The sequence below is a fragment of the Brevibacterium oceani genome (assembly GCF_013623835.1).
GTDB classification, from domain to species: domain Bacteria; phylum Actinomycetota; class Actinomycetes; order Actinomycetales; family Brevibacteriaceae; genus Brevibacterium; species Brevibacterium oceani.
Genome location: NZ_JABKDE010000005.1, coordinates 185015 through 200826, shown reverse-complemented (window position 1 = coordinate 200826; position 15812 = coordinate 185015). Strand labels below are relative to the sequence as shown.

General features: G+C 66.9%; 12 protein-coding genes. 6 read left to right on the top strand and 6 right to left on the bottom strand.

Annotated features, from left to right (window positions below; genetic code table 11):
* Positions 1 to 40 precede the first annotated feature (40 nt).
* Entirely contained in the window at positions 41 to 520 is a 480-nt protein-coding gene (locus tag HK401_RS12805; RefSeq protein ID WP_181275055.1) for a TM2 domain-containing protein, read from the bottom strand.
* 206 nt (positions 521 to 726) lie between these two features.
* Between HK401_RS12805 and HK401_RS12800 the strand changes: the two genes are divergently transcribed.
* Complete coding sequence (locus tag HK401_RS12800; protein ID WP_181275054.1) at positions 727 to 2016, top strand: MFS transporter; 1290 nt, start codon at positions 727 to 729, stop codon at positions 2014 to 2016.
* A gap of 100 nt (positions 2017 to 2116) precedes the next feature.
* On the top strand, positions 2117 to 3100 hold the full coding sequence (locus HK401_RS12795; protein ID WP_181275053.1) for an enoyl-CoA hydratase-related protein: 984 nt from the start codon (positions 2117 to 2119) through the stop codon (positions 3098 to 3100).
* Positions 3101 to 3131: 31 nt separating this feature from the next.
* Here the strand turns inward: HK401_RS12795 and HK401_RS12790 are convergent, their stop codons facing one another.
* Positions 3132 to 3833 (bottom strand): NUDIX hydrolase, encoded by a 702-nt coding sequence (locus HK401_RS12790; RefSeq protein WP_309135984.1) that lies wholly within the window; start codon positions 3831 to 3833, stop codon positions 3132 to 3134.
* Between the two features lie 342 nt (positions 3834 to 4175).
* Here HK401_RS12790 and cls point away from each other — a divergent pair, with 342 nt between their 5' ends.
* Entirely contained in the window at positions 4176 to 5672 is a 1497-nt protein-coding gene (cls, locus tag HK401_RS12785; protein WP_181275052.1) for a cardiolipin synthase, read from the top strand.
* A 155-nt stretch (positions 5673 to 5827) separates the two neighbouring features.
* On the opposite strand, the gene HK401_RS12780 is transcribed toward cls, so the two are convergent.
* Both HK401_RS12780 and HK401_RS12775 read right to left on the bottom strand, forming a co-directional pair.
* Positions 5828 to 6301, bottom strand: a complete 474-nt coding sequence (locus tag HK401_RS12780) for a hypothetical protein (protein WP_181275051.1) — start codon at positions 6299 to 6301, stop codon at positions 5828 to 5830.
* Between the two features lie 167 nt (positions 6302 to 6468).
* Complete coding sequence (locus HK401_RS12775; protein WP_373563655.1) at positions 6469 to 7506, bottom strand: agmatine deiminase family protein; 1038 nt, start codon at positions 7504 to 7506, stop codon at positions 6469 to 6471.
* A gap of 211 nt (positions 7507 to 7717) precedes the next feature.
* Between HK401_RS12775 and HK401_RS12770 the strand changes: the two genes are divergently transcribed.
* The 3 genes from HK401_RS12770 (at position 7718) to HK401_RS12760 (ending at position 11214) form a co-directional block, all read left to right on the top strand.
* Entirely contained in the window at positions 7718 to 8893 is a 1176-nt protein-coding gene (locus HK401_RS12770) for a CaiB/BaiF CoA transferase family protein (protein WP_309135983.1), read from the top strand.
* A gap of 241 nt (positions 8894 to 9134) precedes the next feature.
* Positions 9135 to 9923: a DUF5819 family protein gene (locus HK401_RS12765; RefSeq protein ID WP_181275048.1), complete on the top strand. Its 789-nt coding sequence runs from the start codon at positions 9135 to 9137 to the stop codon at positions 9921 to 9923.
* Positions 9913 to 11214, top strand: a complete 1302-nt coding sequence (locus HK401_RS12760) for an HTTM domain-containing protein (RefSeq protein ID WP_309135982.1) — start codon at positions 9913 to 9915, stop codon at positions 11212 to 11214. The genes HK401_RS12765 and HK401_RS12760 overlap by 11 nt, the downstream gene beginning before the upstream one ends.
* 100 nt (positions 11215 to 11314) lie before the next feature.
* Here HK401_RS12760 and clpB read toward each other — a convergent pair whose 3' ends face one another.
* Positions 11315 to 13921 (bottom strand): ATP-dependent chaperone ClpB, encoded by a 2607-nt coding sequence (clpB, locus tag HK401_RS12755; RefSeq protein WP_181275047.1) that lies wholly within the window; start codon positions 13919 to 13921, stop codon positions 11315 to 11317.
* 250 nt (positions 13922 to 14171) lie between these two features.
* Positions 14172 to 15749, bottom strand: a complete 1578-nt coding sequence (locus HK401_RS12750) for a Na+/H+ antiporter (RefSeq protein WP_181275046.1) — start codon at positions 15747 to 15749, stop codon at positions 14172 to 14174.
* Positions 15750 to 15812 lie beyond the last annotated feature (63 nt).

The following is a 15812-nucleotide window of genomic DNA, read 5'->3' as shown; positions in this document are numbered from 1 at the left end:
GGGATGAGGAGGTGGGAGAGCCGGGCCGGGCGGTGCAGAATCAGCCGAGACGAGTCAGCAGCGCGAGAAGCAGCTCATCGACCTGCATCGAGTAAGCGACGATGATCGTCAGACCCGTCGCGATCCACGCGATCTCCTTGTCCTGACCGAACCCGCGCAGCGGCCGCGAATCATAGCGAAGTCCGCCGGCGAGGACCGTGACGAGATCGATGATCCACCAGATCCCCCACCCGCCGAGGCTGAGCAGCTTGAGTGCGCCCGTGCGGTATCGCCCGGTGTAGAACCGATCGAGACCGAGGAATCCCAATAAGAGGGACAGGATCCACGTGATGACGAAGGACCGGTTCCCACGCGTTTCGGTGTCGGTGGCACCGGCGCCATCGGCCAGCGGTGAGACGAGCGCTGCGTCGATGGCCGGGGAGGAGGTGGGTGCGGCGCTGGTGGTGTCGGGAGCGTTGCCGGCGTCGGTGTCGGGTATGGGGCAGGGCGAGGTCACGGGAATCTCGGTGGTCGCGGACATCCTGTTCTCCCATTCGCTCATCTGCGGTGCGTGCGCCGACGAGCGGAGCTCACCGTCGTCTCAAGGTCTGACTTCAGCCTAGAAGGCGGGGGCCGTCTCGGCGATGGGGTTATCCTCCGCGTCCGACCCGGCGGTGTCCGTTCTCACATGGTCCGCACCCCGGAATCGTTTGGGGCAATGCTCTGGACAAGCATAGCGTTGGATCCATGAGCACTGGTGAGCCGAGTCCGACAAGCACTCGGCGAACCGTAGCGGCGGTCTTCCTCGCCGGTGTCTCCGTCTTTCTCATCCTCTACGAGACCCAGGGACTGCTGCCGGCCATCCGCGATGCCTACGGCATCGACGGACCGACGGCGAGCCTGACCGTCTCGGCGACGAACGTGGCCATGGCGGTCTTCCTCATCCCGTTCTCGGCCCTGGCCCCCTGCATCGGCCACGCCCGGCAGATCGGCGCCGGCGTCATCGTCGCCGCGATCCTCGCCCTCATCCTGCCCTTCACTCCGACTCCCGAGCTGCTCATCGCCGTCCGGTTCCTCCAGGGGGTGGCGATCGCCTCGGTGCCGGCGACGGCCATGGCCTACCTCTCCCTGCGTCTGCCGCCACAGGCCCTGCCCGGTGCGATCGGGGTCTACATCGCCGGCAACACGATCGGCGGTCTGTGCTCGCGCCTGCTCACCGGTCTGGCCTCCGAGTTCCTCGGCTGGCACGGTGGCCTGGCCTTCACCGCTGGGATCTCGCTGCTCTTCGGCCTCATCGTCGTCTGGCTGCTGCGCCACGACCTGTTCTCCACCGCACGCAACCGCGCCGCCCATGACCGTGATCCCCTCGGCCATGACACTGACCCCATCCCCGCCGAGGTTGCCGACCCTGGCGGTGGGACCGCCGACCCTGATCGTGGCACGGCCGACCCGGAGCCGCCTCGGCGGGCGATTCCCCTCCGCGGGGGACTGTGGCGGATCTACCTCACCGGATTCCTGTGCATGATCGTCTTCGGCGGATCGTTCACCATGCTCGGCACCCGGCTGCAGCAGGATCCGTGGAACCTCAGCGAGGGCGCGGTCGCCCTGTTCTTCCTCATCTACCTCGTCGGCACCGTCGTGACCACCTACTATGGGCGACTGGCCACGAAATTCTCGCGGACCCGGCTGACACTCATCGGCATGGTCATCGCGCTCGCCGGCGCGGGCCTGACCCTCGTCGACTCGCTCGTCGTCATCGTCCTCGGCATGTCCCTGCTCACCGCCGGGTTCTTCATCGGACACACCGGCGCCTCCGCGGCTGCCAGCGCCGCCCGCCCCGGGGTCGACTCAACCCGCTCGGCTGCCATCTACCTCACCGTCTACTACCTCGGCACGAGCCTCGGTGCCTGGCTGTCGGCGGTCCTGTTCACCGACTTCGCCTGGCCCGGCGTCGTCGCGATGTGCGCGACCTCCCTCATCGCGGTGCTGGTCTTGACGCTGACCGGAGCTCCGATAGGCTTCAGGAAACGCAACTGATCGATCGTTCAGGGCTGACGGAGTCCCCGCCCGGTCCGGCGGTCATCATCACGCCGATGCCGGAATCCGCAGAGTCCGGCCCGTCACCGAAAGGTCCGCCATGCCCCAGACCGCGAACGAGACCGTCGTCTACAGCCTCAGCGACGGCGTCGCCCACGTCGAGATCGACCGTGCCGAAAAGCTCAACTCCCTGACCCGCGAGGTCTTCGAAGACCTCGTCGAGGCGGGACTGGCGATCAGGGAGTCGACCGAGGTCAAGGCCGTGGTCCTGTCCGGCCGGGGTCGGGCCTTCAGCGCCGGACTCGACTTCACCGAAATGGCCCGGATCGCGAAGTCCGGAGCCGCGACCCGCTCGGCCGCGGAAGAGGAGGGGACTGGCCCGGCCAGCGAAGACGAGGAAGCTCGCTCGGCTCGTGAAGAGGAGGGGGCCGCGTCCACCTCCGAGGCGAGAGACGGTGCCGCTGGCACAGCGGAGTCCGGGGACCCCCGCGATTCCGGGGACTCCGGCGACTCCCTGGCCACGGTGGTCCAGGTCGGCACCCGCCTCGGCTCGGCTCGGGCACTGGCACAGAAGGCCGTGCACATCTGGTCGCTCGTCGAGGTGCCGGTCATCGCCGCGGTCCGCGGAGCCGCGCTCGGCGGCGGATTCCAGATCGCCCTCGGCGCGGACATGAGAGTGGCCGCCCCCGATGTGAAGCTCTCCCTCATGGAGCTCAAGTGGGGCATCATCCCCGACATGTGCGGCACCCAGCTGCTGCCGCGCCTCGTCGGACCGGCACAGGCGAAGAAGCTCATCGTCACCGCCGACACGATCGGCGCGGATGAAGCGTTCCGCATCGGCCTCGTCGATGAGGTCGCCGAGGATCCGATCGTCCGCGCCCTCGAACTCGCCGCGCAGATCGCCGGACAGTCGCGTTCGGCGCTCGTGTGGGCCAAGCGGCTCGTCGATCTCTCCTACGACTCCGATCTCAGCAGCGGGCTCGACGCCGAACAGGAGGCCCTGGCCTCGCTGCTCGGCACCGAGGAACAGCAGCAGGTCGTCGCCGAGCGCCTCGCGGCCATGAAGGCACGCGCGAAGGGTTGACCAGAATCGGCCGCAGTGCGGCAGCCCCGGCTCAGGACCCGCGGTTGGAGGGGAAGTCCGGGCGGACGGGATCGATGACCCGCTGCGCTCCGAGCACCTCGGCGACGTTCGCGAACCCGGACAGCTCACGCAGCAGAACGAATGTCGGACGCATGAGCTTGAGCGCCCCCTGGCCCTCGGACTCGAGGATTCCGGCGACGGGAAGCCACTCGCTCGTGTGCGCCTCCGTCGTCTGATGGTGGGCGGTGGCCAGCTCGTGCGCGGCGGTCACATAGAAGTAGGTGTCGAAGCGCTTGGGCCGACCGATGGGGGTCACCCAGTTCGCCCACGGAGCCAGCCCGCTGGGATCGAGCACCGCACCCGTCTCCTCCTCGACCTCGCGCACGGCGGTGGCAAGCAGGACCCGCCACCCTTCGGCCTCCTCGGCGATGGTCGACTGCGACCACGCGGAGGTGTGCACGTGCGGATCGGACACGGTGATGGTCCGGGAGGACTCCCGGTCGACGGGATCGACTCGTCCGCCGGGGAAGACGACGACGCCGGCCGCGAAGTCCATCGTCGAGACCCGGTGCTGGACGAAGACCTCGAGACCCTCGGCCCCGTCGCGGAGCATGAGGACGCTCACGGCGGGCCGAACCGGCACCGCCTCGGGATCGGTGACGTCGGGACCGCGGCTGGCGGCGTCGGCCATGTCCGAACGGTCGGAACCCTCGGGATTGATGTCTCGGATCACTCTCAGCACCCTCGCTCTCGCCTGCACACGTCACCTCCCAGTATGCCCACCCCCGCCTCGGCGAGGGACGGCGGGGCGGTTCCGTTCACGTTTCCCACCTCGGTGCGGGGCGGTCGTGTGGCCGTGCCGCGGGGCTGATCCTTCCACGTTCCCCGACGCGGCGCTGGGCATCCTCGCCGAGGTGGCCCGACAGTGGGAGACGGATGATTTCCATGGTCAGAGGGGATGGCCTCGTGTGAACGGAAGAGACGCCACGATACGATGGGAGGCGAAGCGACAGCCTCCCGGCGAGGCGCGGAACCCATCCGTTGACGAACCAGGGCGGGGCTGAACGGGCAATTTATGAACAACTTCGGGATCTATCCGTTCATCACGATCGATCAGGCGTGGCCGAACTGGCTGATCTTCGTCCTCCTGCTCATCGACCTCGTGATCCGCATCATCGCGCTCGGGTGGATCCCGCACAACCGCAAACCCTCGGTCGCGCTCGGCTGGCTGCTGGCGATCTTCCTCATCCCCTATGTGGGCATCCTCGCGTTCCTGCTGCTCGGCTCGGCGAAACTGCCGAAGCGGCGGCGGGACAAGCAGTCACAGATCAACGACCTCATCCGCGACCAGCTGCGCAACCGGGCGATCATCGGCGAACATGCCCACATGCCCGAGCCGCTGAGCACCGCCGCGCAGCTGAACTTCGACCTCGGAGCGCTGCCGATGACCCACGGCAACGCCTTCGACCTGCACGTGGACAACCACGCATGTATGGACGCGATGGCCGACGCCGTCGACCGGGCTGAGAGGTACGTGCACTTCGAGTTCTACATCGTCGCGATCGACGACACGACGAGGCGGCTGCTCGAATCGCTGCTGGCCGCGCATAAGCGCGGGGTGCGGGTGCGGATACTCATCGATCACGTCGGCTCGTTGGGATACCCGGGCTATTCGGAGCTGGTCAAGCGCCTCGACGTTTCGGGAGTGAGCTGGCGGCGGGCGCTGCCGATTCGGCCTTGGCGAGGCGAGTACCAGCGGCCCGACCTGCGCAATCATCGCAAGATCCTCGTCGTCGACGGAGACGTGGCGTTCACCGGTTCGCAGAACATCATCGACCGCTCCTACAACAAGCGGCGGAATCTGCGGAAGGGCTTCCAGTGGAAGGACCTGTCGCTCGAGTGCCGAGGACCGGTCGTCGAGGAGCTCGATGCCGTGTTCGTCACCGACTGGTATTCGGAGACGAACGAGATCATCGACGAACCCGACAGCTTCGACCTCGAGGCACCCGAGTCCGGCGGCATCCAGGCTCAGGTGGTGCCCTCGGGGCCGGGGTTCGAGGACGAGAACAACCTGCGCCTGTTCAACCACCTCATCTACAACGCGAACCGCACCGTCGTCGTGTGCTCCCCGTACTTCGTGCCCGACGAGTCGCTGCTCCACGCCCTGACCACCGAGGCCCGGTCGGGTGTCGATGTGCGCCTGTACGTGGGTGAGACCAGCGACCATTGGCTCACGCACAAGGCCCAGCAGTCCTACTATGACGACCTCGTCCGGGCAGGGGTGCGGATCTTCATGTACCACGCGCCGACGGTGCTGCACTCGAAGTTCCTCATCATCGATGACGAGGTCTCGATCGTCGGCTCCTCGAACATGGACGAGAGGTCGTTCGCGATGAACCTCGAGGCCACGATGTTCATCGTCAACAAGGAGTTCACTCAGCGCATGTACGACCTCGAGGCCGAACGCTACGCCCCGAACTCCGTCGAACTCGACGCCGAGGAATGGGCGAACCGGCCGCTGCTGAGGAAATACGTGGAGAACGTCGCGCGGCTGACGAGTTCGCTGTTGTAGACGCCGGCCGCGCGCGGCGGGAACGGTCAGGCATGCGTTCACACGGACGGGTGCGCGGGGCGTCGGCGGGGACAGCGAAGGGCGGCGGAACCGTGACCAGTTCCGCCGCCCTTTCACTCTCAAGCATTCACAGTCGAATGCGCATCGGCTGCGGCTCAGTCGTCGTCGGAGAGTCCGGCGGGCCCTTCGTCGTCGAGGTGACGCTCGGGGTCGCCGATCGAGTCGTGCGTCTTCTCGTGAGCGCTCTTGGACGCGGTCTTCGGAGTGCTCTTCGCTCCGCCGGCTGAAGCCGTCGAGGCGGTCGAACCCGTCGAGGCGCTCTTCGTCGCACCGCCCGATGAGCTCGCCGAGGCGGCCGAACCGTCATCGTCGCCGTCGAATCCGGAGACGGGGGAGTCCGTTGCCGCTGCGGCGTTGACCTTGTCCGCGGCGGTCTGCACGGCGTCGGCGACGGCCGGGGACTTCTCGCGGATGGACTGGTTGGCCTTCTCGACGGTGTCCTGGACACGCGGGTCGGTCCACAGATCCTGAGCCTGCGCCTTGAGCCGTTCATAGCTCTGGCGACCGGTGCGTGATCCGAGAATGAATCCGACTCCGAGACCGGCCAGGAGAATCAATCTCTTCTTCATTGTCTGCTCCTCTTCGCAACTTGCTGTCGCTGTGGCCCGCACTGCTGCGGGACACAGATCCGGACTTCGGTGTGATCAGCGCACGTGCACTGTGTCCTTGCTCACCAGCTTATACCGTGGGGGCTGCGTGAGGCTTGCTGTTAGACACGTCCATGCCGAATCCGCGCTCAACCCACGCTCGGCTGCTGCTGGGTGATGCAGTGGATCCCGCCGCCGCGGGCGTAGAGCTCACGCGCATCGACCCCGACGACCGTCCGCCCGGGGTACACGCGTTCGAGGATCGCGGCCGCCTCGGCGTCCATCGGATCATCGAAGGTGCACGCGATGACTCCGCCGTTCGTCACCAGGTGGTTGACGTAGGAGTAGTCGACCCACCCCTCCTCGTCGCGCAGCACCTCGGGTGCGGGGATCGGCACCACTTCGAAGGGCACACCGTCGGCGGTGGTCTCGGCGGCGAACTGCTCCTTCAGCGCCCGACTGAATTCGAAGTCCGGGTGTTCAGGATTGCGCTGATCGTGGACGAGTACGACTCCGGGGCTGGGCATCGTGGCGACGATGTCGACATGGCCGCGGGTGCCGAAGGTCTGATTGTCCCGGTGCAGTCCGCGGTCGAGCCAGATGACCTTCTTCGCCCCGATCGTGCGTGCGAACTCCGCCTCGACCTCGGCCTCGGTCATTCCCGGATTGCGGCCCGGGTCGAGCTGGACGCTGCGCGTGGCCAGCACTGTGCCCCGGCCGTCGACATGGAATCCTCCGCCTTCGTTGCGCAGCTGCGAGTCGATGACGGGAGTCCCGGCGAGCTCCGCGACGAATCGTCCGATGTGCTCATCGTGGTCCCACTTCGCCCACTCCTGCGCACCCCAGCCGTTGAACACCCAGTCCACAGCGCGCAGCCCGCCCTCGTCGTCGACGACGAAACTCGGCCCGATGTCGCGCATCCACGCATCGTCGAGATCGGCAGTGACGATCTCGATCGGATGATTCGTCCCCTCGCCGAGGTGGCGCTTGGCCTGGTCCGCCTGTGCACTCGTGACGACGACCGTAACGGGGGTGAACTCGCTCGTGGCGCGGGCGACGGCCGCCCAGGTGGCGCGGGCCGCCTCGGCCTCGGCCTCCGTATCGCCGAGTGCGTAGCCGGAGGACGGGAACGCCATCCAGACGCGGTCCTGGGCGGCGGTCTCGGCAGGCATGTGCACGGTCATCATCGGTCCCTTCGACGGTGGAGCTTGGCTCGAGTCTAGCGATTTCGCAGCGTTCGGGCGCGACGGATTCCGTACCTCCGCCCGGTGCCGCACATCCGCCGAAGCACAGTGCCGAGACCGGGGCAGTGGGCGTGTTCGGGAGTCCGTATAGTCTGGCGTGGAGTCAATGACCTGGCGCGCAGTCAGTGTTCGCAGGTGCCGAAGGAGGCAGGAAGTGGAAGAGCAGGATCAGCACGAGTCGTTCGGCCGGCAGGGGACGGGTCCGCTGGCCGGAACGCTCGTCGCCGACTTCTCCCGGGTGCTCGCCGGACCCTACGCGACGATGATGCTCGCGGACCTCGGGGCCACGGTCATCAAGGTGGAGGGCAAGACCGGGGACGACACACGGCACTGGGCGCCGCCTCGGCGAGGGGACGATGCCACGTACTTCCTCACGGCGAATCGGAACAAGCATTCGGTCGTGCTCGACTTCAAGGCTGACGACGATCTCGCATTCGCGCAGCAGCTGGCGGCACGCTCCGACGTCCTCGTCGAGAACTTCAAGGCCGGGGGACTGGCGAAGTACGGCCTCGACTACGACACGGTCTCAGCCGTCAATCCGGGCATCGTCTACGCGTCGGTGACCGGGTTCGGCCGGGACAATCCGATGCCCGGGTACGACCTGCTCATCCAGGGCCTGTCCGGGTTCATGTCCGTCACCGGCTCGACGGAATCGGGCCCGGTCAAGGCTGGTGTCGCCGTCGTCGACGTGATCACCGGACTGCACACGGCGGTCGGCATCCTCGGTGCGCTGAACCACCGGAAGGACACCGGATTCGGCCAACTCGTCGAGACGAATCTGCTGTCCTCGGCGCTGTCGGGCCTGGCGAATCAGACCTCGGCATATGTGGCCGGCGGAGTGGTGCCGCAGGCGATGGGCAACGAGCATCCGAGCCTCTACCCGTACCAGCCGATGCCCACTGCCGAGGGCCAGATCATCATCGCCTGTGGCAACGACAAACAGTTCGTCCGCCTCGCCGAGGTGCTCGGCCACCCCGAATGGGCCGAGGACGAGCGGTTCGCGAACTTCGCCGACCGCAACGTCCACCGAGCCGAGCTCGAGCCCGGGCTGATCGCGGCGCTGAGTGAGAAGACGAACCAGGAGTGGTTCGACATCCTCACCGAGGCGGGGCTGCCCTGCGCACCGATCAACTCGATCGCCGAAGGCGTGGACCTGGCATCGTCGCTGGGGCTCGACCCCGTCGCCGAGGCGGGTGCCGGCGACCGTGTCATCCCCACCGTCGCCAACCCGATCCGACTCTCGCAGACGCCCGCCAGCTATGAGCTGGCGCCGCCGCGTCTGGGGGAGAGCACCGAGGCGGTCAAGGGCTGGCTGCGCTCGCTGCGGTAAGGCTGCTTGGCGCCCTGGGCGGTGCGGAAGAACGGGTCCGGCGAGGTGGTGGAATGATCGTTCGACCAGGGATTCTGCCGCAGTCGTCAGGGCAGAGATGTCCGCCGAGCAGGGCAATCATAGCCACGGCTGAAGTACCCTAATGACTGTGTGCCGTCACCACGGGCGTCGGAAAGCGGCCCGGACGGGCCCCTGATCCGGTGCCGGCACGAGTATTCGCTTAAGAGAATTTGGAACCGAGATGGACAACAAGCCGACCGAGGACACGCCTCGGCCACGTTCGGTGGTGAAGCGGACCCTGATGGTGATCGCCATGGCGATCACCGGCTTCCACCTCTTCGCCAGCTTCCTGTGGATCGCCCCCTCCTCGACGTTGAGAGAGGTCATACCCGGAGACCTGCTGTCGAAGTACATGATCCCGATGTGGGGCCAGTCCTGGAGCGTGTTCGCACCCGAGCCGATCAACGGCGACTACTACTTCGATGTCCGTGCGGTGATCAAGACCGATAAGGGCGAGGAGATCACCCAGTGGGTCAGGGCCACCGACGTCGAGCTCGACCACTCGACGTACAAGCTGTTCCCGCCGCGGTCGGCAGGGCTGGGCATTGGTGTGGCCTCGGACATCAAAGGCTCGTGGGAGGACCTGCCCGACGATCAGAAGGCGATCGTCAAGCTCGACTACTTCAAGGGCGATGACTCGGTCGACCGGTTGGAGACGAAGCTGGGGGAGTACGACGATCCGAAGAACACGGTGTCGTCCTACCTCGAGAGCGAGCACACCGCCACGGCCTATGCGACGCAGGTGGCGAAGGCGATCTGGGGTGATGACGTGCAGCGAGTGCAGTATCAGGCGGCCCGCCGGAACGTCGTGCCCTTCGCCGACCGCAACGACAAGAACGCCGAACGTCCGGACATCCAGCCGGTGCCGGTGGGATGGCGTGCGCTGGTGACCGAGAAGCATCAGTCCCAAGAGGAGTTCACGAAGTACTTCTGCTCCTCCGACGAAGTGAGGTGCGTCGGTGAACAGTGATAAGACGACCCCGAAGGACGGGGCAGGGAAGGTGCCGATCTACGAGGAGGACACGGCCACCTCGGCGAAGGAGCGGGCGAAGGACTCTGCGGTGCGCGATGACGGAACGGTTCACGGTGACGACGCGGTGCGCGATGACGGAACGGCCGCCTCGGCGCGGGATCACGGTGACGACGGAGTCGGCGCGGTCGGACTCGTTCCGCTGACGACGCTCGTGCGGACGAAGATCGCGAACGGCTGGAATTGGCTCGAGGAGATGCTCACCGGCCGCTATCACGCGACCTACGGGCTCGCGGTGACGCGGATACTCATCGGGATCACCGGGCTCGGCCTCATCCTCACGAACTTCAACGCACGGCACTACACGTTCGGCGTGGGGGCGGCCTGGAACGGCGAGATCGCCGAACCCAAGAGCGACTTCCCGAACATCTGGCTCTTCTCCCTCTTCCACCGGGCGGTGACGGTGCCGCCGCTGTTCACGGCGATGATGCTCGGTCTGGCGGTCCTGGCCGTGGTGATCATCCTCGGGTGGCGGACGCGGATCGTCCTGCCGTTCTACCTCGTGCTGTGGGTGAGCTTCATCGAGCTCAACGACGGGGCCGGCGACCAGGGCGACAACGCCTACCGCATGTTCATGATCGCCCTCCTCTTCGCGGACACAACCCGGAGGTGGTCGCTCGATGCCAGGCGGCGGGCACGGGCCGGGCGGGACCCCGAGGCCGACGGAGGCTCGTGGCGGTGGGCGCTCGTCATGGCGAACAACCTCGCCATCGTCGTGCTCGCCTTCCAGGTATGTGCGATCTACATGTCCGGCGGCCTGTACAAGGCCGGCGGTAGCGCATGGCAGCACGGCTTCGCCGTCTACAACCCGCTGCACACGCAGCAGTTCGGGACTTGGCCGGTGCTCTCGGACCTGATGACGGCGTGGGGGCCGATGGTGGTCGCGATCTCGTGGGGGTCGATCCTCTTCCAGTGCGCGTTCCCCTTCATGCTCTTCAACCGCTACACCCGGATCGTCGCGCTGCTCGGCATCCTGTCCTTCCACCTCGGCATCGCGCTGCTCATGGGCCTGCCGTGGTTCTCCCTGACGATGATCGCCGTCGACGCGATCTTCATCCGCGACCGGTCGTTCGCGAAGCTTGCCGCATATCTCAGGCACTGGTGGACGTCGACCGCGCCGCGGGCCGCGGGTGGACCCGCGGGTGGAGCCGCGGGTGCTCCCGGTGCAAAGGCGGGTTCCGGTGCGAAGGCGGGTGGGAAGTCGAGTTCCGCAGCGAAGTCGCGCGCCTGAGCCGTCTCCTTTCGCTGAGCAGATTCCGGTTCTCCACACTCTGCGCTGGGCGGCCCAGTTCCGAAACTGGGCTGCCCAGCGCAGAATGTGCCCCGGAGCGTTACCGCTTCGGGCGCAGCTCCAGGCCTCGGGTCTCGGGGTCTTCGGGCAGGTCGACCACGACGGTGTCACCGTCGACGATGTCACCGGCCAGCAGGGCGCGGGCCAGCTTGTCGCCGATCTCGCGCTGGACCAGCCTGCGCAGCGGCCTGGCACCGAATGCCGGGTCGTAGCCTTCGAGGGCCAACCAGTCTTCGGCACCCTGCGTGACCTCGAGCGAGATCCTGCGATCGGAGAGCCTGCGCGCCATGTGCTGGATCTGCAGGTCGACGATCGAGGCGAGCTCGTCCTTGCCGAGGGCGTCGAAGAGCACGATGTCGTCGAGGCGGTTGAGGAACTCGGGCTTGAACGTCGCGTGCACGACATCCATGACCTTCTCTCGCTGCTCCGCATCGGACAATGACGTGTCGACGAGGAACTGCGAACCGAGGTTCGAGGTGAGGATCAGGATGGTGTTCCTGAAGTCGACTGTGCGACCCTGACCGTCGGTGAGCCGACCGTCGTCGAGGACCTGCAGCAGGATGTCGAAGACACTCGGGTGCGCCTTCTCCACCTCATCGAGCAGGACCACCGAATAGGGCCGACGGCGGACCGCCTCGGTGAGCTGACCGCCCTCGTCGTAGCCGACGTAGCCGGGAGGAGCACCGACGAGGCGGGACACGGTGTGCTTCTCACCGTATTCGCTCATGTCGATCCTGATCAGGGCCTTCTCATCGTCGAAGAGGAAGTCGGCGAGGGATTTCGCGAGCTCTGTCTTACCGACACCGGTGGGCCCGAGGAACAGGAACGAACCCGTCGGTCGATCCGGATCGGCGACACCCGCACGCGAACGGCGGATGGCGTCGGAGACCGCGGCGACGGCGTCCTTCTGACCGATGAGACGCTCACCGAGGACGTTCTCCGCCCCGAGCAGCTTCTCGATCTCACCCTGCATGAGTCGTCCCGCAGGGATGCCGGTCCACGACGAGACCACCTCGGCGATGTCGTTGCCGGAGACCTTGTCCGAAACCATCGGATCCGAGGTCTGACCGGCCTCGGCCTGCGCCTCTTCGGCTTCGGCCTCGGCGATCTCCTTCTGCACAGCTGGGATCTCCCCGTAGAGCAGACGGGACGCGGTCTCGAGGTCCGTGTCGCGCTGAGCCCTCTCGGCCGCCGACCGCAGCTCGTCGAGCTTCGTCTTCAGCTCACCGACCCGGTTGAGCCCGGCGCGCTGAGACTCCCAGGTCGCTTCGAGGGCGCGCAGCTCCTCCTCCTTGTCGGCGAGGTCGGCACGCAGAGCGCTGAGGCGTTCGACCGAGGCGGAGTCGGTCTCCTTCGCCAGCGCCATGTCCTCCATCTTCAGGCGGTCGACGGCACGACGGAGCTCATCGATCTCGACCGGAGCCGAATCGATCTCCATCCGCAGTCTGGACGCCGCCTCGTCGACGAGGTCGATGGCCTTGTCCGGCAGCTGCCGACCGGTGATGTACCGGTTCGACATGGTGGCCGCGGCGACCAGGGCGCCGTCGTTGATCGAGACCTTGTGGTGGGCTTCGTAGCGTTCCTTGAGTCCACGGAGGATCGCGATCGTGTCCTCGACGCTGGGCTCACCGACGAACACCTGCTGGAACCGGCGCTCGAGGGCAGGGTCCTTCTCGATGTTCTCGCGGTACTCGTCGAGGGTGGTGGCGCCGATCAGGCGCAGCTCACCGCGGGCGAGCATCGGCTTGAGCATGTTGCCCGCGTCCATCGACGAATCGCCGCCGGCGCCGGCACCGACGATCGTGTGGAGCTCGTCGATGAAGGTGATGATCTGCCCGTCGGCGTTCTTGATCTCCTCGAGCACGGCCTTGAGCCGCTCCTCGAACTCACCGCGGTACTTCGCACCGGCGACCATCGCCGAGAGGTCGAGGCTGATGAGCGTCTTGTCCCGCAGCGATTCGGGAACGTCGCCGGCGACGATCCGCTGGGCCAGGCCTTCGACGACGGCGGTCTTGCCGACACCGGGCTCGCCGATGAGGACAGGGTTGTTCTTCGTCCGCCGCGAAAGCACCTGGACGACGCGGCGCACCTCCTTGTCGCGACCGATCACCGGGTCGAGCTTGCCTTCCCGTGCGGTGGCGGTGAGGTCGACGCCGAACTTCTCCAGCGACTGCATCGTCTCCTCGGGGTTCTCCGAGGTGACCTTCTTGCCTCCGCGCAGTTCGGGCAGCGCCGCGAGCAGCGCATCGCGTCCGGCTCCTGACTCACGCAGCGCATCGCCGGCGCCGTCTTTGCCGGCGGCGGCAGCCAGCAGCAGGTGCTCGGTGGAGACGAACTGATCGCCGAGAGCGGTCATCTCCTCCTGCGCGAGGTTCATCATCTCGAGTCCGGACCGAGACAGGCCCGGCTGGCTGACCGAGGAACCGCTGACGGTGGGGAATCCGCCGATCACGGCCTCGATCGCGGTGAGCACCGACTGCGGGTCGGCGCCGACCTTCGTCAGCAGGGCCGAGGCCAGGGAGTCGGGCTGTTTGAGCAGCGCGGCGACCAGGTGGGCCGGTTCGATCTGGTTGTTGTGCCGGGCGACGACGTCGTTGACCGCAGTCTGCAGCGCCTCCCGGGATTTGGTTGTCATCTGAGCGTCCATTTACGCATCTCCTTCTCAAAGTTCTGTGCTGATTACAGCTCTCGAAAAGAACAACATCGACAAAGTTGAGTCTATTCCACTCAATCTTGATTCCGAAGCAGAATTTCGAGGAGATCCCCCGCCGAGGCGGCTCGTCGTCTCGTGCGTGCGCGGACCCTGGCCCGGACCCGGGCGCGGACACGCGCGCGGTCCTGTGCGCGGACCCGAGTGCCGGCCCTGGCGCGGGTGCGGGCGCTCGCCCGCCCCGCACCTACCGCATGAGCACGGACTGGAGGTCGAAGCGGCGGAGGACCTTGTCGGCGATCTCCGGATCGGTGCCTCGCTCGCGGCGGGCGCGGAGCACCTCGGCGCGGGCGGACTGCATCGCCTTCTTCTGCACCGTGAGCATCTGCTCCCGGTGCTCCTTGAACGCGGTCGCCTGTTCGGAACTCGCCTGGTCATCCGTCGTGCCGAGCAGCTGAGCGTGGAGGGCCTTGAACCGGGCGCGCAGGGGTTCGGCCACCTCGTCGGGGAGGCTGTCATCGTTCTTGATCTGTCGGATCGCGGCCTTGTAGGCACGCAGTGCGATGTCCTTCGTTGCTTGGCGTTCCCGCTCCGCCTCGTCGTCGATGCCGAGGCCGTCGACGACGGCGGGGAAGGTCAGCCCCGCCAGGACGAGGGTGACGAGCAGGATGATGGCGGCAGCGACGAGGATGTAGGACCGTCCGGGGAAGATCTCTCCGGTGTCGGTGGTCGCCGGAATCGACAGGGCCAGGGCGATCGTGGCGAGTCCGCGCATTCCGCCCCAGGTCATCAGCGTGGCATCGCGGAGGTTGAGCGGGGCGGCATCCGGGTCGTCCTCGGTGTGCCGACGGCTGAGGATGGTGCCAAGCAGCAGCCAGCCGAAGCGGACGCCGATGATGACCACGGCGATGATGAGGCCGACGATGATGGCCCGGCCCAGGTCGGCGTGCTCGGACTCGACGACCATGCGCAGGTCGAGGCCGATGAGTCCGAAGGCGATGCCGGTGATGAGCATCTCGAGAACCTGCCACGTCGAGTTCTGGGTGACGCGTTCGGCCGAGTTGCCCTCGACGTCGCGGCGGCGCATCTCGAGGGCGGCGACGACGACGGCGATGACTCCGCTGGCGTGGAAGTGTTCGGCGATGAGGTAGACGCCGAAGGGCAGCATGAGCATGAGCGAGGAGCGCGCGATCGTGTGGTCGATCTTCTCCATCACCCACGACACGACGAAGGACACGAGGAGGCCGACGAGGATGGCGATGACGGCGGAGACGAGGAAGGAGATCGCGAGCTGACCGTAGTCCACCTCGGTGCCGGCCATCGCCGCGGCCATCGCGGTCTGGAAGATGACGAGGGAGGCGGCATCGTTGAACAGTCCCTCCGACTGCAGGGTCGACATGATCCGGCGCGGGATCGAGACGGTTCCGGCGACGGCGTCGACGGCCACCGGATCGGGTGGGGCGAGCATCGCACCCAGGGCGATGGCCGCGGCGATCGTGATCCCGGGGATGAGGAGGAGGGCGGAGCCGGCGACGGCGGCCACGGTCACCCCGACCAGGGCCACGGCCATGCCGAGGATCGTCCGCCATCGGATGGCGAACAGCGCCCACGAGGTTTTCTGCGCGGCGGCGAAGAGCAGCGGCGGCAGGAACAGGGGCAGGATGAGCTCGGGTTCGATGGTGATCTCGGCGAAGGTGGGGATGAAGGCGCCGGCGATGCCGATGAGGACCATGAGCGCAGGCCACGGGAGTTTGAGCTTCTGCCCGAGCCCGACCACGACCGAGGTCGCGGCACCGAATCCGATGATCATCAGCAGAGTGGTCATGGTTCTCTCCCTCGCGTCGGGCCCTGCCGACCTGGGGATGAGATCGGTCGCGGGCGGAAAGGC